The organism is Paenibacillus sp. FSL R7-0026, from assembly GCF_038004485.1.
GTDB lineage: Bacteria > Bacillota > Bacilli > Paenibacillales > Paenibacillaceae > Paenibacillus > Paenibacillus xylanexedens_A.
Map to the genome: position 1 here is coordinate 4145305 of NZ_JBBORG010000001.1, position 25275 is coordinate 4170579.

Sequence of the window (25275 nt, forward strand, 5' to 3'; positions counted from 1 at the left end):
TGGTATTAACCTTTGACACCACCTGCAGTTACTCCTTCTATAATTTTCTCTTGGAGTATAGCGTAGATCACAAGTACAGGTACAACGCTGTATACAATACCTGCCGACATCTGGGCATAGTTCATCTGATATTGATCCCGAAACTGGACCATGCCCACTGGCAGCGTACGCAATTTATCGGTGGATAAGAAATAGTTGGCGAGTAAAAATTCGTTCCAGTTGCCGAGGAAATTAACGATAAAAACGGTAACAATAGCCGGAACCGTAAGAGGTATCACTATTTTAGCAAAGATACCCGGGGCCCTCAAGCCGTCCATGACCGCCGCTTCCTCAATTTCTCCAGGTAGAGAACGCATAAAAGCCGCCAGTATAATAATTGTAAACGGAATCGCATTGGCCACATAGGGCACGATCAATGCCAGATGTGTATCCAATATGCCCATTTTGCGTACAAGCAGATAAATCGGCAGCATAAGTGCATTGTTGGGAATAAGCATACCGGCCAGAATCAGGCTGTACAGAAACAGGCTCCATCTCCGGTGTCTCATCCGGGTTACGGCAAAAGCAAACATGGCACCGAGCACAATCGTACACGCCGATGATAAAACCGAAATGTACAGGCTGTTCCAGAAATACGTGCCAATCTTGGCATTCACCCAAGCCTCCACGTAATTGTTAAACTCCCATGTTATAGGCAGACCGAATGGATTCAGGGCGATTTCATTGTTATCCTGCTTAAATGAAGAAAAAATTACAAATAAAAAGGGAAACAAAATCGCGATCAAGTACAACATTAACAACACATGAGGTATACTGCTTTTTAAGCTTTTTGCCATCAATATTCCACCTTCTCGCTCCGCCTCGCCACCAGCAGTTGATACACCGCAGTGAGCACAAGCGTCAGAGCAAAGATCAGCACTGCAATGGTATTGCCATAGCCATATTTGAAGTTGGTAATCGCGTATTTGATCATGTATGTCGCCAGAACCTCGGTGGACCCGGCGGGCCCACCTTTGGTCATGACAATCACGATGTCGGCTGCTTTCATGGCACCTGCGATGGACAACATGATCACTACTGAAATGATCGGCCGGATCAGCGGCAACGTAATTCGCATTGCACGTTGTACTGCTGTTGCCCCATCAATTGCAGCTGCTTCATCCAGATCACGAGGAATCGCCAGTATGGCCGCCAACACCATGACAATGTAAAATCCCGTCCACTGCCAGGCATTGGTCACCAAGATGGACAACATGGCAAATCGGTTATCGGATAACCAGTAGATGGGATCGATGCCCAGCACATGAAGCATTTTGTTTAATAGCCCGATATTCGGTTCATAGATGAATCCCCATAAAATACCGATAACGGCTGTCGACATAATGGATGGTAAAAAAACAGCTGTTTTATACAGACCTTTCAGTCTTTTCACATTGGCAATAAGAAGCGAAAACAGGACGATCAGGGGTACTTGAATCAGTACCGAAAATCCGATGAAAAAGCCGTTATTCCGTGTGGAAATCCAAAAACGTTCATCGGTCAGTGCCTTCACATAATTGGATAAACCCACAAAACGTGGCTCAGCCGATACCCCATTCCAACTCGTCAGACTGTAATACAGGGAGCTACCAATAGGGTATAGAAAGAACATTACAAACAGAATTAGGGCTGGCATTACAAACAACGTATAGATTAACGGGCTGCGGAGTGAAGTATTCATGGTCAGCCTCCTTCAGTCACTTCAACGAACGCAGTTTCAACTTGGATTGATTTATTCCACGGAAGCGTTTGCTTCCTCCTGCACCTTTTGCAACTCTTCTGCCATTTTCTCTGGCGTGGTCTGCCCACCAATCAACTTCTGAATCTGCAGATTGCCGATCTCAGTCGTCACATCGGCCTGAACGAGTGCATCAAATGCCGGGAACGACGTCTTGGACGCATTAAGCACGGCCACAATTTCTTTCATCAGATCATCGGTAATACTGTCGGTCAGCACTTTCTCATCCAGCTTCATCGCAGGCAACACACCATCTTCCACAAGGCCACGGACCTGCATATCTTCATTGTAGAAATTTTTGATAAAAGCTTTCACTGCTTCCAGCTTCTGCGGGTCATCCGCCACTGCTGCCGAGAATCCGTATCCATTGTTCACATCCCGCATCAAAGACGTCTGATCCCCTGCTCCGTTCTCTACCGGAGGCATATTGAAGAATCCAACCTTGCCAATGAGCGATTCACCGCTCTGACCTTCCTTGAATACAGATGATTTCCACGTTCCGTCATACATTAACACCGCTTCTCCGCTTGTAAATTGCGTGGTATATTCGGCATACTCGAAGCCTAGCTCGCCTTTTTTGAAATAACCCTTATCCACCCATTCCTTATGTTTGGCAAAACCTTGCACAACACCCGGATCGGTCCACTTCGCTTCACCTGTTGCAAACTTTGCGGTAATCTCCGGCCCGGCATATCGGGACCACAGGTGGTTGGTTAACATAAGCGGTACCCAGCCTGCCTTAGATGCGGAAGCAAGCGGCACTTTACCATCGGCCTTGATCTCGGCCAGTATATTGTCCAGTTCAGCCATGGTAGTTGGGGCTTTCCATCCTTTTTGTTCAAAGTACTCTTTATTATAGAAAAAACCTTCTCCCGAACCGCCAATTGGCAGTCCATATACTTTTCCTTCGTACGTAAACGGTTCAAGGGATGTAAACTGGTCTTGAATGCCCAGCTCTTGCAGGATTGGGGTCAGATCAAGCAACATACCTTCCTTGGCATAAACTTTGGAATCCGGGCTACCGAACAATTCAAATATATCCGGCGGGTTGCCTGCCGCCATCTCTCCGCGAAGCTTTTCCTTACGATTCACATCGGATTCGACGCCATCCAGCGTAAAGGTCAGATTGGGTACCTCTCCCTCAACTTTGTCCACAACATCCTGCAGAATGGCCAGTCTTTTCTGTTTGTCGGCTCCCACCTGTGTGTGGCGGAGAAGCATTTCAACCGGTTCCTTACTTGTTTCCTCCACAGGTGTGTTGCCTGCGCCTTGCTGTGGCTCGTTACTTGAGCTTGCACATCCCGCCAAAGTCCATGAAGTGATAAGCAATAATGAAAGTAGTAATGTCATTCTTTTTTTCATCTGATTGACCCTCCTCAAGATATTGAGCATTTGGCTTTACACTCTGATTATAAAAAGCCGGAGCTTACATCGTAAGGATGACAATTCATCAATGGAGGGATAAAATCCTTCACTGGACCCATAATCTTGCATTTACAATGGATAACAGCAAAAAAAACAGCCCCAGTGAAACATGTTCGCAAGGACTGCTTGGTTGGTATATACGTTGAACTCAAGAATATTTACACTTGCTACTCCGATGACAGAACAACCTTCTGATCGCTGTTATCCCCCGATTTTTTTTAATCCACTTTTACAAAGGTGAAAATCTGGGGATAAAGGCGAACGCTCCGCTTCTTCAGCTTATTTCTGTCCTCTTCGTTCTCGTGTAAATAGTTAGTTCAAATTATATACATCCTGCATATAAAGGTAGTTAATTACCGGAACAAGCCACGCCAGCTGTTTCCTGGCGACCTTGTTCGATCAGACGGTACGCCCGCTCCACTTCTTCTTCACTTGGTGAAGGAACACCATCCAGTGGATATACTTTGCCAAGCGCCTCCCATTTGTAGATCCCCATCTGATGGTATGGAAGAATTTCGAATTTCTCGACGCCATTTAATGTTCCAATAAACCGTCCGAGGTTAAGCAAATCCTCTTCCTCGTTATGAATGCCAGGAACATACACGTGGCGTATCCACATTTTCCGACCTTGCTCCGATAACCACTTGGCCGTTTTCAACGTTCTCTCGTTGGATTTGCCTGTCAACTTGATATGTTTCTCGTCATCAATATGCTTGAGGTCCAGCAGAACCAGGTCTGTATGATCCAGCAGATCGTGAATCCGATCCGGTTCGTTAAATCCGTTGCTATCCAGTGTCGTATGCAATCCCCAGCGCCGCTTCACTTCCTTGAAGATTTCGGCTACAAAGTGGGCCTGTAACGTTGGTTCTCCCCCAGATATCGTGAGTCCGCCTCCAGAGCTGCGGTAGTAGGATAGATACGGCTCAATTTCAGCCAGTACCTCCTCAAGCGTCATTTCTTTTCCACCATCCAGCGCCCATGTATCAGGGTTATGGCAATACTGACACTTCAGTAGACATCCTTGCATAAAAAGCACAAAGCGGATGCCTGGGCCGTCAACCGTCCCGAAAGTTTCGAGTGAATGAATATGTCCGTTAACCATGCTGCCTCTTCCTTTCTGTATCCGCATCCGCTGTGCGTTTAATATGATTTGGAATATCTTGCTCTAGTGGTCTTCTACTTGCAAATCAATTACATCGAGCCATGGAACGTACGGTTGATGACATCCAACTGTTGTTCACGAGTCAGTTTAATGAAGTTAACCGCATATCCGGATACCCGTACAGTCAGTTGCGGATAGTTTTCCGGGTGATCCATCGCATCAATCAATTGCTGACGATCAAATACGTTAACGTTCAGGTGATGAGCGTTTTGACCGAAGTAACCATCCATCATCGCAGTCAGATTGGATTTACGTGTAGTCTCCTCTTTACCCAATGCTTTTGGCACGATAGAGAAGGTATTGGAAATCCCGTCAAGACTGTGTTCATAAGGCAATTTGGCTACAGAGCCAAGGGATGCCAGTGCACCTTTTTTATCACGACCATGCATTGGGTTTGCACCTGGAGCAAACGGTTCACCTGCTTTACGACCGTCTGGTGTAGTTCCTGTTTTCTTACCATATACCACGTTGGAAGTGATCGTCAGAACGGATTGCGTTGGCACTGCGTTACGGTATGCTTTGTGTTTGCGAATCATGCCCATGAAGTTCTCGACCAGTTCAACAGCAATGCTGTCTACGCTGTCTTCATTGTTACCGTAACAAGGGAAGTCTCCTTCGATTTCGAAATCAACAGCGATGCCTTGTTCGTTACGAATTGGTTTTACTTTGGCATATTTGATTGCACTCAGTGAATCTGCTGTAACCGATAGACCGGCGATACCACAAGCCATCGTACGTACAATGTCACGGTCATGCAATGCCATTTCGATACGCTCATAGCTGTATTTATCGTGCATGTAGTGAATGACGTTGAGGGTGTTCATATACAGCTTCGCGAGCCACTCCATCATTGGTTTGAAGCGTTTCATAACCTCATTGTAATCCAACACTTCGCTAGTGATGGCAGGATACTCAGGTCCAACTTGTGCTCCGGATTTCTCGTCACGACCACCGTTGATCGCATACAGGAGAGCTTTTGCCAGGTTAGCACGAGCGCCGAAGAATTGCATTTGTTTCCCGATCTTCATAGCCGACACACAGCATGCAATACCGTAATCGTCACCGTAGATTGGACGCATCAGATCATCATTTTCATACTGTATTGAGCTGGTTTCGATGGATACTTTACTGCAATAATCTTTGAAAGCTTCTGGAAGTTTCGTGGACCAGAGAACAGTCAGGTTCGGTTCTGGTGCAGGACCCAAGTTGTGCAGTGTATGCAGGAAACGGAAGCTGTTTTTGGTTACGCGTGTTTCACCATTCACTGACATACCACCGATGGACTCAGTCACCCATGTTGGATCTCCACTGAACAGTTCGTTGTAATCCGGTGTACGCAGGAATTTGACAATCCGCAGTTTCATTACAAAATGGTCAACCAATTCCTGAGCCTGTTCTTCGGACAAAATCCCTTCTTGCAGGTCACGTTCAATGTAGATATCCAGGAAAGAAGATACACGTCCCAGTGACATCGCAGCACCGTTCTGCTCTTTGATCGCTGCGAGATAACCGAAGTACAACCATTGGAACGCTTCTTTTGCTGTTGTCGCTGGCAAGGAAATATCGAACCCGTGCATATCGCCCAATTGTTTCAACTCTTGCAATGCACGAATCTGTTCAGACAACTCTTCCCGCAAACGAATGACATCTTCATCAATGACATCAACTTCGAGTGCATTCAATTCACTTTTTTTGTTACGAATTAGGAAGTCTACCCCGTACAAAGCTACACGACGATAGTCACCGATGATCCGGCCACGGCCGTAAGCATCTGGCAGACCTGTAATAATTCCTGCTTTACGCGCTGCACGCATGTCGGATGTATAAGCATCGAATACACCCTGGTTATGTGTTTTGCGAATGTTTGTAAATATATCAATGACGCCCTGTGGCATTTCAAAGCCATATGCCTCACATGCGTCAATCATCATGCGAATTCCGCCTGTTGGTTGAATGGAACGTTTGAACGGAGCATCGGTCTGAACGCCGACAATCTGTTCCTTGGTTTGATCCAGATAACCGGGTTGGTGAGAAATAATAGTACCTGGTGTGTTCACGTCAACGTCAAGGACACCGCCGTTATCCCGTTCTTTTTTGGTCAGATCAGATACGATCTCCCACAATTCTTTGGTATTCTGGGTTGCACCTGCGAGAAATGCTTCGTCACCGTAATACGGAGACAAGTTGTGTGCCAGAAAATCATTCACATCTACGGATTTGGTCCATGTTCCTTTGGTAAAGTTTCTCCAGCCTGTTTGTTGTTTGACATCTTTTTCAATCACCGACATCGTAATCCCTCCACTAATTTGGATTTCTGGACACATAACATCTTGCTTCATTCGTAGCATTGTGTGCCCAGAGCCGCGATTAATGTGAATTGTTTCACATAAACCGGAACATGTTCTCTCTACTTGGGAACCGGAACCGCGGGATGAATGTTTTTCTTACATTTTCAGTATACGACTTGGGGCTTTCATCATCTGTGATTTTTGTCACAAAGCCAGTGAACTAACTCACTCCACCTGCGCTGTGTCCCATTGACCCCTGTAAATTCACACTTAGCCACTGCGCGGGCAGAACAACTTCCGATCGCTGTTATCCCCGGATTTTTTCAATTTTATATTTCAAAGGGGAAAATCCGGGGATAAAGGCGAACGCTCCGCTTCTTCAGTTTTTTCTGCCCACTCCGTTATTGTGTGAACATCTGGCTCAAACAGCCACATCACGGATTACGTGTAACCTCTCTAGAACCCTTTGCTCCTCTATGCTCGGAGCAAATCAAATCTTAGATTAAATCCTGAAAAACAGGTGCTTCGCTCTTCTGTTTTTCTGCCCACTCCGTTATTGTGTGAACATCTGGCTCAAACAGCCACATCACGGATTACGTGTAACCTCTCTAGAACCCTTTTGCTCCTCTATGCTCGGAGCAAATCAAATCTTAGATTAAATCCTGAAAAACAGATGCTCGCTCTTCTGTTTTTCTGCCCTCTCCGTTATTGTGTGAACATCTGGCTCAAACAGCCACGTCACGGATTACGTGTAACCTCTCTAGAACCCTTTACTCCTCTATGCTCGGAGCAAATCAAATCTTAGATTAAATCCTGAAAAACAGATGCTCGCTCTTCTGTTTTTCTGCCCTCTCCGTTATTGTGTGAACATCTGGCTCAAACAGCCACATCACGGATTACGTGTAACCTCTCTAGAACACTTTGCTCCTCTATGCTCGGAGCAAACCAAATCATAGAATAAACCCTGAAAAACAGATGCTCGCTCTTCTGTTTTTCTGCCCTCTCGTTATTGTGTGAAAGACGGCAATCGGGGCTCCCCTCTCGGGGAACCCTGATCTTCTTGCCGTAAGGCACGCTTCGTTCTTGATTCGTTATTCAAACTTTCCGTAGAAAGCGTTGCGGTATACATCAGCCAGTTCAGTTACGAGTGGCAACTTCGGATTGGCGGTTGTACATTGGTCTTCGAAGGCACGGTCTGCCAGATAACCTACATGTGCTTCAAAATCTTTGGCATCAAATCCGATTTCCTGGAACGATTCTTCAATGCCCAATGTTTTGTTCAGTTTGCGAATGGCATTGATGAGACTGGTTACGCCTTCTTCTGTCGTACGTGCAGGCAATCCCAGAATGCGGGCGATTTCGGCATACCGCTCATCCGCTACAAAGTGCGAATATTTCGGGAACGATGCAAATTTGGTCGGTTTTTTTGCGTTGTAACGAATAACGTGTGGCATCAGGATTGCATTGGTGCGTCCGTGTGCGGTGTGATACTGACCGCCCCATTTGTGCGCCAAGCTGTGGTTAATGCCCAGGAATGCGTTGGCAAATGCCATACCGGCAATTGTGGAAGCATTATGCATTTTCTCACGTGCCAGTTTATCGCCTTGCAGCGCAGATTGCTCCAGGTATTGGAACACCAGTTGGATTGCTTTGATCGCAAGTCCATCCGTGTAATCATTTGCCATGACAGACACATAAGCTTCAATCGCATGCGTCAGGACGTCCATACCTGTATCTGCAACGGCTGTTCTAGGCAGGGAGTATACGAACTCCGGATCAACAATCGCTACGTCTGGTGTTAGCTCATAGTCGGCCAATGGATATTTGGTGTTACCTTGATTTTTATCTGTGATAACAGCGAACGATGTCACTTCAGAACCTGTACCGGATGTTGTTGGGATCGCTACAAATTTCGCTTTTACGCCGAGACGTGGATATTTGTAGATCCGTTTGCGGATATCCATGAATTTCTGTTTCAGATCGTTGAAGTCCGTGTCCGGATATTCATAGAACAACCACATGGCTTTCGCAGCATCCATCGGTGATCCACCGCCAAGTGCGATAATACAGTCTGGCTGGAAGCGGCGCATCATTTCGGTTCCACGATCTACCGTTGTTGTGGATGGATCTGGCTCTACATCGGAGAATACTTCGATCGCTACTGGCATTTGGCGTTGACGCAGATAGTGTTCTACCTTTTCAACATATCCAAGTTTCACCATCATGGCATCCGTAATAATCGCCACACGTGTGATATCAGGCATTTTGGCAAGATACTGTGTTGCCCCTTTTTCGAAGTAGACTTTGTTCGGCACTTTGAACCATTGCATATTCACGGTACGGCGAGCCACCCTTTTCACATTGATTAAGTTCACAGCGGTTACGTTGGAAGAAGTCGAGTTACGTCCGTATGATCCGCATCCCAGTGTCAATGACGGCATGTTTGTGTTGTAGATATCCCCGATGGCACCGTGTGTGGATGGTGAGTTCACAATAATCCGTCCGGTTTGCAGACGATCTGCGAATTTGCCGATCACTTCTTCATTTGTGGAGTGAATAACCGAGGAGTGACCCATGCCGCCAAAAGCAACCACTTCTGCTGCACGCTCAATGCCCTCTGCTGCCGTTTTGACTTTGTAACAAGCCAGTACCGGGCTTAATTTCTCAGCAGACAATGGGAATTTGGTACCTACTCCTTCAATCTCGGCCACGAGAATTTTGGTGCCTGCTGGAACTTCAATACCGCACAATTTCGCAATGCTTACCGCAGATTGACCAACAATCGCCGGGTTCACCGCACATTTCTCGGCATTAATCGCACCTGCTGTCAATTTTGCTGCTTCATCTTTGTTAACAAAGTAACAGCCGTTTGCGATCATTTTTTTCTTCACTTGATCAAAGATCGGTTCTTCAATGATGACCGCTTGTTCAGAAGCACAGATCATGCCGTTATCGAAAGATTTGGACAGGATCAAATCCGTCACTGCCTGATTGATATCCGCGCTTTTCTCGATAAAGCAAGGTACGTTACCCGGTCCTACGCCCAGTGCAGGTTTACCACAGCTGTACGCTGCACGTACCATACCTGATCCGCCTGTTGCCAGAATGAGAGCCACATCATTGTGATTCATCAGTTCGTTTGTACGATCCATGGAAGGATCATCAATCCATTGAATGCAATCTGCTGGTGCACCATGTTTCACAGCCGCTTCCAGCAGGATTTTAGCAGCTTCCCGGCTACAATTCTGTGCAGATGGGTGGAAACCAAAGATGATTGGGTTACGGGTCTTGATGGAAATCAGTGCTTTAAACATCGTGGTTGATGTTGGATTGGTTACTGGTGTAATCCCCATGATGATGCCGACCGGCTCCGCAATTTTCTGGAAGCTCTCATATTCGTTATCTTCAATCACACCTACGGTTTTGTCATACTTAATGCTGTGGTACACATATTCTGTTGCAAATATATTTTTGGTGATTTTATCCTCATACACTCCGCGGCCTGTTTCTTCTACGGCCATCTTAGCGAGCATCATGTGTTTATCCAGACCCGCAAGTGCCATCGCTTGCACAATCCGGTCAATCTGCTTCTGGTCCATCTTCATGAATGCGGCGTGTGCTTTATTCGCTTTGTCGATTAACGTTTGAATATACTGACCTGCTGTCGGTTCTTTTGCTGGGGCGACTTCGTTCTTTACAGCCATCTCCCTCATCCTCCTAAAGGTTCGTATTAGTTTGTCTCTCTCGTTTACATTCACATCGTAACATGACAATAAACTTAATTATGTGATTTTTTTCACAAAGTATAACAAATTTAATTTAAGTTTTGTAGTGTCCTTCATACGACCATTTTCACTTCCTATTTAAAATATAGGGCTGTAAAATTCATCCTCTCCATTAAAAGTGAATTTTATCACAATGTTTGAAATTTCGTCATTTTTGCCCCCTTTCCTTCCCCCTCAAACGGTAAGATTAGGTATATACTGAACTTAAAAATTGAACCACCGCAATTTGTACCGTCCTTCTTCCCGGCCGAGATGACCCTGATCAGGACGGCAACGGTTTGCGGCGAACCTCGGAGGCTACTGCTTACTACAGAAGGTCGTCCGATGGACATAAAGGGGAGATAGACTTATGAGAGAACTAACAACTGTACTGGAAAAGCGCGGTAATACTAACTGTTTCTCGGAAGCAAATTTCAACCATCTGCTGGTTACCATGAAAGATAGAACCTATCCGGAAGGTACACATCTGTACTGGGAAGGCGACATCTCTGACAAACTTTATTATATGAAACGGGGCCGTGCCCAGATCACCAAATCCACGGATGAAGGCAAGGAACTGATCATGTACATGTATCAATCCGGTGATATGATTGGGCAGGCTGATCCCTTCTTTGGCTCTAAACACAGCTTCTCAGCGGAAGTATTAGAGGATAGTGAGATCGGTGTACTGGAGCATAAAGATCTGGAAATGTTAATCTGCCAGCATTGTGACTTCGCGATCGATTTTATGAAATGGATGGGCATCCACCACCGGTTGACACAGACCAAATTCCGGGATCTCATGTTATATGGCAAACCGGGTGCACTCTGCTCCACCCTCATTCGGTTGTCGAATTCGTATGGTGAGCCTCATGGAGAGCATGTCATTATTCACAAAAAAATTACTCACACGGATCTGTCCAATATGATTGGAGCCACTCGTGAAAGTGTAAACCGCATGTTAAGCGATCTGCGTAAGAAAGACGGGATTGAATATGACAATGGCATGATTGTCATCAAAGATCTGAAGATGCTGCAAGGAATCTGTCACTGTGAGCTTTGCCCGAACGAGATCTGTCGTATTTAATATTTGACTATGCTGATCGGATCTTGCTTATATATTTAATGAAAAAAGCCCAGTTCTCTAAAAAAGAGATTGGGCTTCTTGGTATACTTAGGATGCATTGGTCAATTCAAGCTTTACCGCATCACGTGGATTCAATTTCATGTCCAGACCATTTTCCATTAATTCTTTGTCATTCACCATAATGACCCACCGCTCATTCATACGAGGCGTGACATTCTCGACCGAAACGACAAATTTGTTGTTCTCCGACATTCTTACAATGCCGCTGGACTTCAACACATCACGAACTGTGCACTCTTGAACGTAGACGCCGGCATATTGACGATTAAGGGTTGGCATAATGTTTCCACCGCTAACCTTGAGTAACGTTGTCTGATACGCAACGCCATCCCCCCCACTGTCAGCGGCTTTCACGTAAATGATCACTTCATCTTTGGCATGAAGCTCCATGTCCCAATCTTCCTGTTCAATATCCTTGCCATTTAATTTGACAGCCCAGCTCAGCGAAGAATCCAGAGAAACTTCACCCACGGATTGAATCCGTTTGCCATCCGCCGTAAAATCAACCAGTCCGCTATTGAGTAATGCTTTTTTGAGTGTCAAACCCTCACTAAAATCTCGCTTAATGGACTTTGTTGCATCAGGCAAAAACGTACTGCCATCTACAGCCACTGTGATCGTATTCGCTGTTTCTGTCTCTTTGACAATTGGCTGCTCAGAAGGCTGCGTCTCACTACAACCAGCCAAGATCGCCAGTAGGAGCAAACATACACCTATGTAACCGGGGATTTTCTTCATCATGTAGGTAACACCACCCTGCGTAAAATCATTCACCCTGTTGTCCATAACCTCTATTATGGCACAACTTTCGGCAAAAAAAAGTGTCAAAGCCGTTACTTTTATAGGGTACCGCCTCCAAATAAGGCTTGTACAAGAAAGAGAGCCTGCACACAGGCTCTCCAATCTATATCATTTTATGTTCTCATTGGTTACGTTATCATTGGACACTAGCCTGCATGTATGTCCGTCCTCCATCGCCATCTTTCAGATATGGATTAAGCCCGAAGAACTGCTCCTCAGATACGTACACCCCTGTCAGCAATCGCCCTTCAAGCAATCCACCGTCAACCTGCACGCAACATGAAGGTGCGTCTACATACTCCTGATACAACGGAATCTGCCCATATTGTTGATGGACCTTGAATACCTTACCTTGCTCATGCAAAGGGCGTTCCGAGAAATAGGTAGGCACAATATAACGGGCAATGACATCCAGTTCCTGCACGCTATAAAATGGTTCATCACCAAGCCATGGTGCAAACATTCGAATCTTCTCATATTGAGACCAGACAACCGCCTGAATCAGCATTTCTGCCTGAACCAGCCGACCTTCTCCCACATCCAGAACCAATTGCTTACCATGGATAGTTTCTTCCATCTGAGACATCGTTGAATCAGGTTGTCCCAGCTCACATCCGATACACTTCCAGCCCCTGGACGTTTGAATCCATTTTTGCAGCACCGCCGGAGCTAATTTCGGACCATCGCTGTTCACAGAATGCGTATTCACTTCGGCAAGATCATCCTTAACCGAACGGGAATATGCTGTGCGCTTAAACAACTCTGCAGCTTTTTTGTAGATTAGATGGACCTGAATGGATGCGCTCTCAAGTTCTGCAATATCTTTTTTGCCGTAGCGTACTTCACGGGATAAGCTTTCTTCTCTCATGACAAGTGGGCCTCCTTCGCTCCGGCCGTCTGTGGCCATTTTCTATAGATTATACTACAACTCATGACAACATGTGCATAGCCCAAGAGAAAAACGCCGATCAACATAATACTTAAGACAAAAACCCCTGATTTCCACGGAAATCAGGAGTCTATGTCACTCATGCAACGAAAGTGGGTGATGCTTATACGTTAGTCAACCCACTGCTCAGCCCAGTCTTGAATTTGATTCATGACGGGCTGGAGCGCTCTACCTTTATCCGTCAGTTCATATTCAATACGAACTGGCGTCTCGGGATAGACGTGACGAACCAGAATACCTTCACTCTCCAGATCTTTCATCCGTTCGGACAACATCTTGTCACTCATGGACGGGATCAGATTGGAGATATCCTTGAATCGCTTCGAACCACTCATCAACGTTTGAATAATTAAACCATTCCAGCGTTTGCCCAAAAAAGAAAACGCCGTCTCAAAACGCGGACACATCCGCAAGTCTTGACCTTCCACATTAATCACCTCTTTAGAGATCACTCAAATCAACTTACATTTTGTTAGTATATTTCATAATAACATATTTAAGCTTCAAAGAAAACGCCTGCAACTAAAAAGTTTAAATTTTAGAAGCATATCATCCAAAATGGATCATACATCCCAGTATACATTACACGCTGCGTCGTAACCATGGGAAATATCGTATAACTTCCCCATAGTACTATCTTACCCAAAAAGAACCCCACTGCCACAGTCATCATTGACTCGGAGAAGGGTTCTTTTTGAATAAAACTTATAATTTCCATTACACGATTGAGTTAGTGAATTAAACCAGCACGCCACCAAATGGTCTTACAGGTTCACTCTTGCCAAATTCCGGCTTAAAGCTGCGGGCAGGATATGCCCATTTAACAGCGTTGCTGATCACTCTTAATATTTCCGGTTTGTAATAGGTCGGATACGTCTCATGACCTGGTCGGAAATAAAAGATTTTACCTTCACCACGCCGGAACGTACATCCGCTTCGGAATACTTCCCCACCCTGGAAGTTACTTACAAACACCAGTTCATCCGGTACTGGAATATCGAAGAATTCGCCGTACATCTCTTCTTTTTCCAATACAATCTTGCCTTCGATGCCATCCGCAATCGGATGAGATGGGTTAACACACCATACAATTTCCTGCTCGTCAGCTACACGCCATTTCAGATCGCAGCTGGTTCCCATCAGTGCTTTGAATGGTTTGGAGAAATGACCTGAATGGAGCACAATCATTCCCATGCCATTCAGCACTCGCTGCGCGACCTTCTGTGAGATCTCATCGCTTACGCGATCATGTGCCATATGTCCCCACCATATGAGCACATCTGTGGAATTCAGCACTTCATCACTTAATCCGTGTTCAGGCTGATCCAGTGTAGCTGTACGAATAGCAAAGCCTTCGCCGCCAAGTCCGTCAGCCAGTGCTCGATGCAGACCATCCGGGTAGACTTCCCTTACTTCATCGTGAATTTTCTCATGGACAAATTCATTCCAAATGGTGACGTTGATCATATTCAATTTCCCCCTAGTGTAGCTCTAAACCCACCACATATCGCCCAGCGGTTCTTCGATCAATACTTGCTGGAGATTTTGCACGGCTTTAGAGAATCCTTCTTCAACCGACATCAGACCGTCTTCGTGCTCAATACTTACTACATAATCATATCCGACCAGACGCAAGGCACTCATAATATCTGCCCAAGTCTTGTTATCATGTCCATAACCGACCGAGCGGAACTGCCAAGCCCGATCCAGCATATTGGTATAGTCCTGCATATCCGTTACACCGTGTTTGTTCACGTTTACCGGATCAATCGTTGTATCTTTTGCATGGAAGTGATGGATGGCTCCTTCACGTCCCAAGATGTGAATGGCCTGAACCGGATCAATACCTTGCCACCACATGTGACTTGGGTCCAGATTGGCTCCGATCACTTCACCTGCTGCTTCACGCAATCTCAGAAGGGTTGCTGGAGTATGAACGGAGAATCCACCGTGCAGCTCCAATCCAACTTTTACGTTACGATCTGCTGCAAATTTACCCCACTCTGTCCAGTAAGGGATCACTTTGTTCTCCCACTGCCACTTCAGGATCTCCTGGAAGTCATTTGGCCATGGTGCAACAGGCCAGTTCGGATATTTGGCATCCTCATGGTCTCCCGGACAACCGGAGAATGTATTCACTACAGGTACTTCCAGCTTCTCAGCCAGTTCTACCGTTTTAACAAAATCATCGTGGAATCCTTTGGCAATATCCTTTTGCGGATGTAGCGGGTTACCGTGACAGCTGAGTGCGCTGATCGTCAAACCACGTGATTCCACTGCATTTTTGAAGTTTTTCAATGCTGTAGGATTGCTTAACAACTCATCTGGCTTACAATGTGCATTGCCTGGATGTCCGCCTGTTCCGATCTCTACTGCTTTTAATCCCTTGGATGCTACATAATCAAGAGCATCCTCCAATTTACGTCCTCCGAATAGTACCAAAAATACGCCGAGTTTCAAGTGCGATTCCTCCCTGGATTAGATATCGTATGATTGCTGAATTCATGAATATTGAACTGTATACAATTACCGTTCAGATCACATGCCTGTTTGATTAGTGTGGAAAATCGAGAGTGTTTCTATCCTGAAATTGAACGTAAGAATACTGGTTATTCTGCTTCACTCGCAAGAGCATCAAGCTTTGAACACTTTTTACTCAGACTAGTGGGATTCCACGGTTTCAATCTCAGTTTGAACTGTGCGAGTTACTGCAAAAGAATCATAGCTGCTCTCCAGATGTATGTGCTTGCCTTCAAGTGAAGAACGCTGGAATGAATGCATGGCTTCCAGTACGTGATAAGCAAGCTTGCCACTGGCTTTGTGTTCCCGTCCGGCACGAATGGATTCAACCATTTCCGTTACGCCGATGCCTCGTTCGTTTTGACCACTTTCGAAGACTGCTTTGACCGTCTCCCAAGTGTCTTGACCGTATCTGCGAACCTTCACTTCCCCGTTAAAATAATTGGGGTCCGGTACACTAAGCGTACCTTCTGTACCATAGATTTCAATACGTGGCAGATCCGAAGCTCCGCGAATATCAAAACTGGTGATCATGGTTGCAATGGCACCTTCTGCAAAATCAATGGTTCCTGCCAAGTGGGTAGGCGTCTCTACTTGAAGCGCTGTACCTTCCTTTGGCCCAGAGCCAATCTTGCGATCTGCAATCTGTATGCCTGCCGAGGCGCTGATTCTGCGAATCGGTCCAAGCAGCGTAATCAGAGCGGTCAGGTAGTAGGGTCCCATATCAAACATCGGTCCGCCACCTGCAACATAAAAGAACTCCGGATTAGGATGCCAAGCTTCTGGTCCTCCACCCATGAAGAATGAAGTCGCTGCAACCGGCTTGCCAATCAGCCCATCCTCAATGGCTTTACGAGCTGTCTGTATGCCTGAACCAAGGAAGGTATCCGGTGCAGAACCAACATACAATCCCTTTTCCTCAGCCAACTCAACAACCTTGCGACCATCCTCAAGAGAAATTGCCAGCGGCTTCTCGGCATACACATGTTTGCCTGCTTCGAGTGCAGCCAGATCGGTCATGGCGTGACTGCCAGGAACCGTAAGGTTCAACACAAGTTCAATTTCGTTATTTTGCAGCAACTCATCTACATTGTAAACGTTTGCGATATTAAATTCATCTGCCCGTTCCTGAGCGCGTTCACGAATCAAATCCGCAACAGCCACGACTTCAATGACCGGGTTGTTTTTGAGATTTTCCAAGTAGATGGCGCTGATGTTACCACACCCGATGATGCCTGCTTTCATTTTCTCCACTGTGACGTTCATCTCCTTACGCATGGTGAAAATCTGCGTTTGAATGGTTGAGATACATATGTTTTGTTGGATGTTTCCTGTTCCTTAAATCTAATTCTATGGTATTCCGTTTCAGCTTCAATTAAAATGAATAATATGATTGAAACATGAACTATCTGGTCATAATTTTCAAATTGCAAGGAGTATGCCCATGCCGACAGATCAATCCTGCCAAGTTCTTACAGCAGGCTTTTCATTTCATCGTAAACCCTACGCTATGGTGCAGCCCGAAGGTGTGAAGAACTACCTGTTAAGACTGCAAACAGACGGACGTTGCCGTGCACGCATAGACGGGGACATGTCCCTGGTAGATGCGGGCGATCTGCTTCTTTTTGATCCTGACGAACCCTATGAGCTGAGAATAGACAATGAAACCAATCCGATGGGAGAACGACTGGTGGAGAGTGGCGACTATCACATCTTCTTTAATGGTTCCTGGGTGGATGAGTGGTGGAAACGTCACAAACGGCCGACCCGGATCAAAGTCGAACTGACGGAAAGCCTCTTGGTCCTGTTTCGACAGCTCGTACTGGAGCAGCGCCGCATCTCCAATCCTTATCCGGAAATTTCAAGTTATTATATGCGAATTTTATGTCTCGAAGTGGATCGTCTGCTCGCGGAGCATCCAACGATAACCAACACCAATTACGTAGCTTATGAGATCAAGAACTATATTGAAGAAAACGCTTCCTCTTTATTCAAGCTCGATGATGTGGCAACACATATTGGCATCAGTGTCTCACGGGGGGTTCATCTCTTCAAAGAAGCGTTTGGCAAAAGCATCATGCAATACACGCTTGACGTACGGCTGAATATGGCCAGGGAACGAATTATTTTCAGTCCAATGACCCTGGAGCAAGTGTCTGAGTCTTCCGGCTTTAACAACTATACCTATTTTCATCGGGTATTCCGTTCCCGGTTCGGCATGTCCCCGAAGGAATTCCGCGTTATTCACCGGGAACAGATGTAATCATACCAGTATACGTAAGTTGAACTTATTTGCGCGCGGCTATGGCCTCGGATACAACCATCGCCAGATCTTCATTGCCAAACATGGACAACACGCCAAGTACCGTATCATCCGGGATCTCACCGGCTTCCTCCTTGGATACAATCAGCTTCTGCACCTGCTGCAAACGCTCGTTGCTCTGCTGATTCGGGTAGGCTTGCCGGTACATCTCTTCCGGGTCCAAACCATTATTGACACACCACTGGGCAAATACGAGGATCATCATCTCTTCTTCCTGTTTATAGGTTTCTACAACAGCTTCCTCGATCTGTTTATTACGTTCCTTTTCATATTCATCCATGACTTGTATTCCTCCGTATGTGTATTCTGCAATTATTTGCGAATCAATTGTTCCGCCAGTTCATGACTGTCCATGACATGACTTGCACTGATCAGGCAATCATCAGGTGAGTCCAGACAAGCCAGGAAATTGTCAACTGCTCCGCTAAAACCTCTGCGTGTTAACACGGTGTCCCAGCTCCCGAACGTTTCTTTGGTTTCCAGACTCCCCTGTTCCATGTAGCTGATCGTGTCCATGTTCACCACTTCAACAGATCGTCCACCACCATGCAATTCGATCTTCTCCAGATCTGCCCCAGCTTCACGCACCATATCGAATCGACCGTAGGCTGTTCTGCCCAGCTTGGCCGTTCCGGTTGCATGCAGCAGTCTGTCCAGATCATTCTTCCGAATCCATTGATGAAGCAACTCCACATTATGATTCGAGTACCACAACATCAGATCCAGTATATGGATGAGGTCATCATAGATAGTTTCTGCCGCAGGACGATCCTGAATGCCTGTACGATGTTTGGTCACTGTCAAGGATTCAAAACCTTTTCCATCCTGCATCCATTCTTTCGCTTTTTGGTACATCGGTGCGAATCTACGGTTGAAGCCTACTGCGAGTAGCAGCCCTTGTGCCTCGGCAAAAGCAGTCATCTCTTCCGACTCCCGAATCGTATAGGATAACGGTTTGTCTACGTACACGGCTAATCCCTGTTCCAGACATTGCATGACAATGTCAAAGTGCGCTTCCGTTGCTGTATGTACAAACACCGCATCCAAGTTCCAGGACAACAGTTCTTTCAAATCCGTTGTTCCCCATTCTAATCGATACGCCTCCTGAACGGCTTTGACCGGCTCCGGAGATCGGTTCATAATGCCTACAATCTCCACGTTCGGATGAGCTGTTAACAGCGGCAAATATACTTTACGTGCAATATCGCCGAGGCCGATAATTGCAACTCGTTTACGTTGGGTTGTTTCCATGATGATCACTCCACCTTCAGTTCGGTTCTATATTTCCACGTCCTATAGTGTAACCCTTCGGACAGCAACTTGCCAGTGATTGCAGCAGACTTCGCTCGAATTGTTCAGACAACGGGCGAACGTGGTAAACTTATAAGGAACAGCAGTACAGATCGGGACACGACTAGACCTGCCTGATCTGAAAGGAGCGTTTGGGATTTTGCGAAAATGGTTATGGCTTCTGTTATATGTTTTACTTGCAGGAGTCACGTTTATTTACAGATATGAACTGCTGGCCTGGACCGATCTCCATCAGTCCATCCCGCTGTTACTCGCCATGGCAACATTTTTTGCTCTTGTGCCTGTAATTCCTTATAAGTTTGTTATTATCGCCTTTGGTTACAGTTACGGTACCACCACGGCAGCCTGGATATGCTGGCTTGGCACCACACTTGCAGCCATGCTCGTCTATGGCGGAGCAAGAACCATCTTCAGACATCAGGCGAGATCGTACCTCGAACGTATTCGGGGTCTGAACCGTTTTACCACATGGATGGAAACACATCCGTTCATGGGTGTCATGTCGATGCGACTGTTGCCGATCGTGCCTCAGATGGCCGTTAATATCTACGCAGGTATAACGTACACGCCATTCTGGGTCTTCATGGTTGCCACGGCCATTGGGAAAATGCCAGCGATTTTTGTATTTGCCTATGCAGGTGCACAGGCTGAAACCTCAATCTGGCTGAGCCTGGCCATCCTTGCCGGATATCTGGTGTTCATGGCCATTGTATTGCTCTTATTTCGCTTTCGGTCACGCAACAAAGCCTGAATTCAGAATTCGCAAACCGTTCAGATTCAACTTGTTTTCATCCCGGCTTGGTTGGCTTGCCAATTCAGGATATAATAGAAGAGCAAGCCTAATGCTTGTGTAACAAGTTTTAATAAAACGGTAGATTGCTGGAGCTCGAACACGAGCGCTAAATCTTCATCAGAAATGGAGTGACTATAGCATGGAACAACATTCAAGTGAGTTAGCAACTTTTGCAGGCGGATGCTTCTGGTGTATGGTATCCCCCTTTGAAGAACTGCCCGGTATTCATAAGATCGTATCGGGTTATACAGGAGGACATACCGAGAATCCAACATATGAAGAAGTCTGCTCGGAGACAACAGGACATGTAGAAGCTGTGCAAATTACGTTTGACCCTGCCATCTTCCCTTATAAGAAACTGGTTGAACTGTTCTGGCAGCAGATTGATCCTACGGATACAGGCGGGCAATTCCATGACCGTGGATCTTCCTATCAGACGGTCATCTTCTATCACAGCGAAGAACAGCGCCAGATTGCGGAAGCTTCCAAAGCGGAGCTGGGACAAAGCGGACGTTTTGACAAACCAATCTTCACTCCGATTTTGCCAGCCAAACCGTTCTATGAAGCGGAAGAACATCACCAAAATTATCACCGGAAGAACCCTGCCCATTACAAACGCTACAGCAAAGGTTCTGGACGTGTAGATTTCATCGAACGCAACTGGACCGGTAACGTGGATAAAGACGGGCTGAAAGAGCGTTTGACGCCGCTTCAATATGAAGTTACGCAGAACAGCGCGACCGAGCCTGCATTCCATAACGAATTCTGGGATCACCACGGTGATGGTATCTATGTGGACATCGTATCTGGCGAGCCATTGTTCAGTTCTACGGACAAATACGATTCCGGCTGCGGCTGGCCGAGCTTCACACGTCCATTGCGTGACCACAACGTGAAGGAAAAAACTGATCTCAGCCACTTCATGATTCGTACCGAAGTGAGAAGTCGTGAGGGGGATTCCCATCTGGGGCACCTGTTCAACGATGGTCCTGCCGAAGCAGGTGGAATGCGTTATTGCATCAACTCTGCGGCACTTCGTTTTGTACCCAAAGAAGACTTGCAAAAAGAAGGATACGGTGAGTACGCCGTCCTTTTCCAATAAGTTATAATACAAATACAAAAAAAGCAGTGGGATGATCCCGCTGCTTTTTTGTTGTACATTCTTTTTTTGCATAGACAAACTATTGTTGCACAAGAATGTATTTGATTAGGTTTGGCTCGAAGAGATTTCCGAATTCAATTGGCTGGCAGGAGCCGTCTGATCATTATGAAATTGAATTCGCATCGCTGGAACAATACCCATGATCATCACGGTAACCGAGATTGCGTAGACGATAAAAATGGATGTGCTGTTCATCAGTACACCTGCCATGGAAGATCCAAGAAGCATGCTTCCTATGAATAAAGGTGTGATGGTGCCATTCACTCTCCCGATCAAGTGCTCATCGATCCGAGTGACCAAGTATGTGGAGATGATGACGTTGATGAATGCCAAACTGATTGAGCTTAAGAAGCTGATCAAAAGGGTCAGCCAGAACCAACTGGATAACACTTCCCCCATCGTGGCTACAGCCAGACACAGCACACCTACAAGCAGAGTTAAGGTCTGGTTCAGCTTGGCACTTACTGCAGCCGCAATACCTCCTCCAATCAATAAACCTATTCCGGACGCTCCAGAGAGGAACTGTAACGACGTTGCTTCAAGTCCCAGACGTTCAGTGATCAGAAATATTCCAAGTGGGCTGATGAGACCCGCAGAAAGCCCTATACAGATGAACACCAGACTAAGCATTTTTAACGAGCGAGATCGAGCAACATATTGATATCCCTCTTTGATATCCGCTAATAATGAGGTATTTGTTTCCCGCTGCGTGGCGTCTTTAGGCAGAAATGTGAGTAGAAGCGCAGAGGTGAGGAATAGAATGAGTAATGCGTACATGGACGCCTGAATTCCCATTGCAGTGTATATAAACGTTCCTACGATTGGTCCGAGAATTAAAAACAACGATTGACCACTCTGTGTAATAGCAATTGCAGATTGCAAATGTTCTCCCTTTACATTTCGCCTTACAATCTTTAGAGAGGATGGCTGAGAAAACTGACTAACTATAGAGGATACAAACGTGGCTACGTATAGAATCTGCCAATATCCCGAAGATAAAACACCGATAATCATGACAATAGACAACGCACTCAGAATATCCCCCAATATCATTGTACGTTTGGGATTCCAGCGATCAGCAAGTGCACCGCCAACGATGGAGAAAACAAAAATCGGGGCATATTCAAGTACGGTAATCAGCGAGACGGCTATTGGACTTCCCTGAGTTCGATCCATCACATAATAGAGGATCGCCATATTCCGGATCCATATCGCCAGATTTTGCAGCAGATCAGACCCTGTCACGATTAAAAAAGCTTTATTTCTGAACAATGTGTTCATTCTCCATCTCCTCTTTTAAACCGACTGTCCGGTTTATTGATATTTAAAAAGAAAAACTGACGTTACATCAGCTTTTCATGGTTAACGTTGTTGAATGCCTGCCAGCAGAGCGGCCATGCCTTTGTGGTAAATACGACGAATATCCGTCAGGTCCTTCTCATAATAGAGTGTAGTCAATCCGCTAAACAGACCGTAGATAATGTGCATTACATCCTGTGGGTCATCCGGTTTTAACTCCCCACCTTCCATCCCTTTAGTAATAATGGACTCGTATGTCGCATATGGAATTCGGATCAGGGAAAGCATCTCATCAAGCATCTCCTGACTGACGACCTGACCCGAGACAAACTCGTTAATGGCGTGATTCAGCGGGTTAGCCAAATCATCCACGTAATGGTCAGCAAGTCCGTACAATTTGTCTACGGCAGTCTTATACCCGGATTCTTTGTCCAGCCAAGCATCCATCCAATCTTCATTGTTAAGCTTGATTAGATACATGAATAACTCTTCTTTGCTTTTGAAATGATAATAGATGCTGCCTTTACTCCGATTGTTAATCGTACATATGTCTTCCATGGAAGTTGCACTATATCCCTTTTGGGCAAACAGTTCCTTGGTATTACGTGCAATGTCTTTCTTTATCTGGGCAACATCTTTTCTTCGTTTAACTTCGATTGGAAAAACCTCCATAAATTAAACCGACTATTCGGTCTAATATTATCACAGCACAAATACCCCGTCAATTCAATTTGCACAGACACCCTCTCATTTGCTGCTTCAAAAGATGTACAAGAGAGTGCCTGGCTACAATTCAGGAAAGAGTCGTCACATCATACTTACGATCCAACCGATCCAATACGCAAATGGAATTAATAACAACTGTGCCAACAGTGTACCGAATAGACGGGACACGAGCATGCACCCATAGATCTGATTCATACGATCCAAACGGATCTCACCACGTAATGATTTGTCACTGAGCAGGGAAATCCGCGGATCAATCAAGATGGTTAGTAAAATAGTCGCTATTCCGTTAATTAACCCGGTTGATTGGGATGCAGCTACAGCCTGCCCTGGGTAAAGATACGCTGCGTACAAGCTGGACAGGACACCAGTGGTATAGATTGCGGTTACCGCTACATTCAGCAGCATTAACCGTCTTGGCATCCCATGCTGTACCAATCGTTTGGCCATCTTCCAGGATGGCGGGGTGATGTAATACGTTGCATTTCTAATCTTGCTTCGCTTCAGCATACCGCGAACCATCGCAGGGATGGAACCGGCTGCTTCAAAATGCACAACCATTCTTGATGAGAGCTTCACCATCGTTGGAAAACACAATATGGCTAATGCCGTTCCAATTGTTGCCGCACCCATTAACCAGTGCAGCTGCGCTGCAAAGTGTGGATTGGCTCCACGTGTTGCAGTATCCACCAGATTACCTACCATTGGGCCCTGGGCCATATTCGAAGTTCTAGAAACCAGCAGCAAGATACCCGCCAAAGAGATGGCCAGCGCGATTCTGCGGGTGCGTAATCCACCGAGGCGGAGCGCGTATGACAAGCTGTCTGCGGCATGAATCAGCATGGTGAACAGCATAGGGATTGCTAGACTAAGACTAAACATATGTATGTACTCCTTTATATTCCTATTATTGAACTTATTTCTTTCATGGACAGCATTATACTCCTCTGGCTTGCAAAAGTATAGGAACGAGATCCTTTTATATAAGTTGAAATAAAGAATGTTTACACTGGGACACTCTGATGACAGAACAACCTTCCGATCGCTGTTATCCCCAGATTTTTTGATTCCTTATAGAAAGAGGTAAATCCGGGGATAAAGGCGAACACTTCGTTTCTTCAGGTTTTTTCTGTCCTCTCCGTTTCGTGTAAATGTTTATTTCAATTTATATAGATCATCGGTAAATGCACTTACGACCTCGGCTGTTCATCGTTTATCCCTCCCCTCACAGGGTAATATACAACTAATCCATTATTGTACAGGAGGGGTTCATATGCCTTGGAACAAACAGGATTATCCGGTATCCATGAAGAACCTGGAACCACGTGTCAGACATAAAGCAATTGAGATTGCCAACGCTCTGCTCGATGACGGGTATGAGGAAGGGCGCTCGATTGCCATAGCGACAGCTAAGGCGGAAGAATGGGATGAAAATCATCCCGTGCCGGAAAGTTCGAAATCGGACTCCACATCTTCTTCCGATAATTCCAACCCTAAAAAGTCGTCTTCCACGGATCGTCGTCATTCTGAGCCCGTTTCTTCGTCCAAAAGTCATGACAACATCCATGTCGTGCCTACCGACTCCGGTTGGGCGATAAAGGAAGAAGGAAAGTCCAACTATCTGTCCACATTTGATACTAAAGCTGAAGCCGTGGATGAAGCCAAAAAACTCAGTAGCAAACAGAATATTCGCGCGATTATCCATAATCAGGATGGTCAGATTGCTTCTTCGATCAAACCCTGAATGAATCGGATGACATCGGAAAATGGCTGTTTTCACAGTGGGCTGTCATTCCAGTGTTCAGCGAATTTAAAATCATTCCATGAG

The 25275-nt window shown here is 45.8% G+C and carries 22 protein-coding genes; 5 read left to right on the forward strand and 17 right to left on the reverse strand.

Features of this window, described 5'->3' with window-relative positions; all coding sequences use genetic code 11:
• Nucleotides 1–5: 5 nt before the first annotated feature.
• The 6 genes from MKY44_RS18320 to adhE all read right to left on the reverse strand — a co-directional run bounded on the left by MKY44_RS18320 (nucleotide 6) and on the right by adhE (nucleotide 10356).
• Nucleotides 6–836, reverse strand: a complete 831-nt coding sequence (locus MKY44_RS18320) for a carbohydrate ABC transporter permease (protein WP_341008084.1) — start codon at nucleotides 834–836, stop codon at nucleotides 6–8.
• Nucleotides 836–1720, reverse strand: coding sequence for a carbohydrate ABC transporter permease (locus tag MKY44_RS18325; RefSeq protein WP_076250991.1), 885 nt, complete (start codon nucleotides 1718–1720; stop codon nucleotides 836–838). The genes MKY44_RS18320 and MKY44_RS18325 overlap by 1 nt, the downstream gene beginning before the upstream one ends.
• Before the next feature lie 51 nt (nucleotides 1721–1771).
• Nucleotides 1772–3139, reverse strand: coding sequence for an ABC transporter substrate-binding protein (locus MKY44_RS18330; RefSeq protein WP_341008085.1), 1368 nt, complete (start codon nucleotides 3137–3139; stop codon nucleotides 1772–1774).
• 412 nt (nucleotides 3140–3551) lie between these two features.
• A complete protein-coding gene (pflA, locus tag MKY44_RS18335; protein ID WP_076250986.1) occupies nucleotides 3552–4304 on the reverse strand; it encodes a pyruvate formate-lyase-activating protein in 753 nt (250 codons plus the stop codon).
• An 89-nt stretch (nucleotides 4305–4393) separates the two neighbouring features.
• Nucleotides 4394–6652 (reverse strand): formate C-acetyltransferase, encoded by a 2259-nt coding sequence (gene pflB, locus MKY44_RS18340; protein ID WP_341008086.1) that lies wholly within the window; start codon nucleotides 6650–6652, stop codon nucleotides 4394–4396.
• Nucleotides 6653–7743: 1091 nt separating this feature from the next.
• Nucleotides 7744–10356, reverse strand: a complete 2613-nt coding sequence (gene adhE, locus MKY44_RS18345) for a bifunctional acetaldehyde-CoA/alcohol dehydrogenase (protein ID WP_341008087.1) — start codon at nucleotides 10354–10356, stop codon at nucleotides 7744–7746.
• A 430-nt stretch (nucleotides 10357–10786) separates the two neighbouring features.
• Here adhE and MKY44_RS18350 point away from each other — a divergent pair, with 430 nt between their 5' ends.
• The gene (locus tag MKY44_RS18350; protein WP_036614443.1) at nucleotides 10787–11503 is read left to right on the forward strand and encodes a Crp/Fnr family transcriptional regulator; all 717 of its coding nucleotides are present in this window, start codon (nucleotides 10787–10789) and stop codon (nucleotides 11501–11503) included.
• Between the two features lie 87 nt (nucleotides 11504–11590).
• Here the strand turns inward: MKY44_RS18350 and MKY44_RS18355 are convergent, their stop codons facing one another.
• The 6 genes from MKY44_RS18355 to MKY44_RS18380 form a co-directional block, all read right to left on the reverse strand.
• The gene (locus tag MKY44_RS18355; RefSeq protein WP_017687552.1) at nucleotides 11591–12304 is read right to left on the reverse strand and encodes a hypothetical protein; all 714 of its coding nucleotides are present in this window, start codon (nucleotides 12302–12304) and stop codon (nucleotides 11591–11593) included.
• A gap of 196 nt (nucleotides 12305–12500) precedes the next feature.
• Nucleotides 12501–13232, reverse strand: a complete 732-nt coding sequence (locus MKY44_RS18360) for a hypothetical protein (protein WP_341008088.1) — start codon at nucleotides 13230–13232, stop codon at nucleotides 12501–12503.
• 191 nt (nucleotides 13233–13423) lie between these two features.
• Nucleotides 13424–13720, reverse strand: a complete 297-nt coding sequence (locus tag MKY44_RS18365) for a winged helix-turn-helix transcriptional regulator (protein ID WP_074096966.1) — start codon at nucleotides 13718–13720, stop codon at nucleotides 13424–13426.
• A 331-nt stretch (nucleotides 13721–14051) separates the two neighbouring features.
• On the reverse strand, nucleotides 14052–14780 hold the full coding sequence (locus MKY44_RS18370) for a ThuA domain-containing protein (RefSeq protein WP_017687549.1): 729 nt from the start codon (nucleotides 14778–14780) through the stop codon (nucleotides 14052–14054).
• 24 nt (nucleotides 14781–14804) lie between these two features.
• Nucleotides 14805–15773, reverse strand: a complete 969-nt coding sequence (locus MKY44_RS18375; protein ID WP_036674961.1) for a sugar phosphate isomerase/epimerase family protein — start codon at nucleotides 15771–15773, stop codon at nucleotides 14805–14807.
• Nucleotides 15774–15974: 201 nt separating this feature from the next.
• Nucleotides 15975–17087, reverse strand: a complete 1113-nt coding sequence (locus MKY44_RS18380) for a Gfo/Idh/MocA family protein (protein WP_341008089.1) — start codon at nucleotides 17085–17087, stop codon at nucleotides 15975–15977.
• Nucleotides 17088–17277: 190 nt separating this feature from the next.
• Here MKY44_RS18380 and MKY44_RS18385 point away from each other — a divergent pair, with 190 nt between their 5' ends.
• Nucleotides 17278–18096: an AraC family transcriptional regulator gene (locus MKY44_RS18385; protein WP_017687546.1), complete on the forward strand. Its 819-nt coding sequence runs from the start codon at nucleotides 17278–17280 to the stop codon at nucleotides 18094–18096.
• A 25-nt stretch (nucleotides 18097–18121) separates the two neighbouring features.
• Here MKY44_RS18385 and MKY44_RS18390 read toward each other — a convergent pair whose 3' ends face one another.
• Both MKY44_RS18390 and MKY44_RS18395 read right to left on the reverse strand, forming a co-directional pair.
• Complete coding sequence (locus tag MKY44_RS18390) at nucleotides 18122–18436, reverse strand: hypothetical protein (protein ID WP_036614451.1); 315 nt, start codon at nucleotides 18434–18436, stop codon at nucleotides 18122–18124.
• Nucleotides 18437–18468: 32 nt separating this feature from the next.
• Nucleotides 18469–19407, reverse strand: a complete 939-nt coding sequence (locus MKY44_RS18395; RefSeq protein ID WP_341008090.1) for a Gfo/Idh/MocA family protein — start codon at nucleotides 19405–19407, stop codon at nucleotides 18469–18471.
• 199 nt (nucleotides 19408–19606) lie between these two features.
• Between MKY44_RS18395 and MKY44_RS18400 the strand changes: the two genes are divergently transcribed.
• Together MKY44_RS18400 and msrA are read left to right on the forward strand one after the other, a co-directional pair.
• Nucleotides 19607–20218 (forward strand): TVP38/TMEM64 family protein, encoded by a 612-nt coding sequence (locus tag MKY44_RS18400; RefSeq protein WP_341008091.1) that lies wholly within the window; start codon nucleotides 19607–19609, stop codon nucleotides 20216–20218.
• A gap of 181 nt (nucleotides 20219–20399) precedes the next feature.
• Nucleotides 20400–21362 (forward strand): peptide-methionine (S)-S-oxide reductase MsrA, encoded by a 963-nt coding sequence (gene msrA, locus MKY44_RS18405; RefSeq protein WP_341008092.1) that lies wholly within the window; start codon nucleotides 20400–20402, stop codon nucleotides 21360–21362.
• Nucleotides 21363–21467: 105 nt separating this feature from the next.
• On the opposite strand, the gene MKY44_RS18410 is transcribed toward msrA, so the two are convergent.
• From MKY44_RS18410 to MKY44_RS18420, 3 genes are all read right to left on the reverse strand, one after another.
• On the reverse strand, nucleotides 21468–22703 hold the full coding sequence (locus MKY44_RS18410; RefSeq protein ID WP_341008093.1) for an MFS transporter: 1236 nt from the start codon (nucleotides 22701–22703) through the stop codon (nucleotides 21468–21470).
• An 81-nt stretch (nucleotides 22704–22784) separates the two neighbouring features.
• Complete coding sequence (locus MKY44_RS18415) at nucleotides 22785–23393, reverse strand: TetR/AcrR family transcriptional regulator (RefSeq protein ID WP_341008094.1); 609 nt, start codon at nucleotides 23391–23393, stop codon at nucleotides 22785–22787.
• Nucleotides 23394–23528: 135 nt separating this feature from the next.
• Nucleotides 23529–24329: a lipid II flippase Amj family protein gene (locus MKY44_RS18420; protein ID WP_249913447.1), complete on the reverse strand. Its 801-nt coding sequence runs from the start codon at nucleotides 24327–24329 to the stop codon at nucleotides 23529–23531.
• A gap of 391 nt (nucleotides 24330–24720) precedes the next feature.
• Between MKY44_RS18420 and MKY44_RS18425 the strand changes: the two genes are divergently transcribed.
• The gene (locus MKY44_RS18425) at nucleotides 24721–25191 is read left to right on the forward strand and encodes a DUF2188 domain-containing protein (protein WP_341008095.1); all 471 of its coding nucleotides are present in this window, start codon (nucleotides 24721–24723) and stop codon (nucleotides 25189–25191) included.
• Nucleotides 25192–25275: the final 84 nt, after the last annotated feature.

Bases quoted from the DNA above. Each gene is read 5' to 3' on its own strand.
- MKY44_RS18360 (WP_341008088.1), bottom strand. From the start codon at position 13,232: ATGAGAGAAGAAAGCTTATCCCGTGAAGTACGCTACGGCAAAAAAGAT.
- MKY44_RS18370 (WP_017687549.1), bottom strand. From the start codon at position 14,780: ATGATCAACGTCACCATTTGGAATGAATTTGTCCATGAGAAAATTCAC.
- MKY44_RS18385 (WP_017687546.1), top strand. From the start codon at position 17,278: ATGCCGACAGATCAATCCTGCCAAGTTCTTACAGCAGGCTTTTCATTT.
- MKY44_RS18330 (WP_341008085.1), bottom strand. From the start codon at position 3,139: ATGAAAAAAAGAATGACATTACTACTTTCATTATTGCTTATCACTTCA.
- MKY44_RS18420 (WP_249913447.1), bottom strand. From the start codon at position 24,329: ATGTTTAGTCTTAGTCTAGCAATCCCTATGCTGTTCACCATGCTGATT.
- MKY44_RS18355 (WP_017687552.1), bottom strand. From the start codon at position 12,304: ATGATGAAGAAAATCCCCGGTTACATAGGTGTATGTTTGCTCCTACTG.
- MKY44_RS18325 (WP_076250991.1), bottom strand. From the start codon at position 1,720: ATGAATACTTCACTCCGCAGCCCGTTAATCTATACGTTGTTTGTAATG.
- MKY44_RS18395 (WP_341008090.1), bottom strand. From the start codon at position 19,407: ATGGAAACAACCCAACGTAAACGAGTTGCAATTATCGGCCTCGGCGAT.
- MKY44_RS18410 (WP_341008093.1), bottom strand. From the start codon at position 22,703: ATGAACACATTGTTCAGAAATAAAGCTTTTTTAATCGTGACAGGGTCT.
- pflB (WP_341008086.1), bottom strand. From the start codon at position 6,652: ATGTCGGTGATTGAAAAAGATGTCAAACAACAAACAGGCTGGAGAAAC.
- pflA (WP_076250986.1), bottom strand. From the start codon at position 4,304: ATGGTTAACGGACATATTCATTCACTCGAAACTTTCGGGACGGTTGAC.
- MKY44_RS18320 (WP_341008084.1), bottom strand. From the start codon at position 836: ATGGCAAAAAGCTTAAAAAGCAGTATACCTCATGTGTTGTTAATGTTG.
- MKY44_RS18415 (WP_341008094.1), bottom strand. From the start codon at position 23,393: ATGGAGGTTTTTCCAATCGAAGTTAAACGAAGAAAAGATGTTGCCCAG.
- MKY44_RS18390 (WP_036614451.1), bottom strand. From the start codon at position 18,436: ATGGATGAATATGAAAAGGAACGTAATAAACAGATCGAGGAAGCTGTT.
- MKY44_RS18425 (WP_341008095.1), top strand. From the start codon at position 24,721: ATGCCTTGGAACAAACAGGATTATCCGGTATCCATGAAGAACCTGGAA.
- msrA (WP_341008092.1), top strand. From the start codon at position 20,400: ATGGAACAACATTCAAGTGAGTTAGCAACTTTTGCAGGCGGATGCTTC.
- MKY44_RS18365 (WP_074096966.1), bottom strand. From the start codon at position 13,720: ATGTGTCCGCGTTTTGAGACGGCGTTTTCTTTTTTGGGCAAACGCTGG.
- MKY44_RS18350 (WP_036614443.1), top strand. From the start codon at position 10,787: ATGAGAGAACTAACAACTGTACTGGAAAAGCGCGGTAATACTAACTGT.
- adhE (WP_341008087.1), bottom strand. From the start codon at position 10,356: ATGGCTGTAAAGAACGAAGTCGCCCCAGCAAAAGAACCGACAGCAGGT.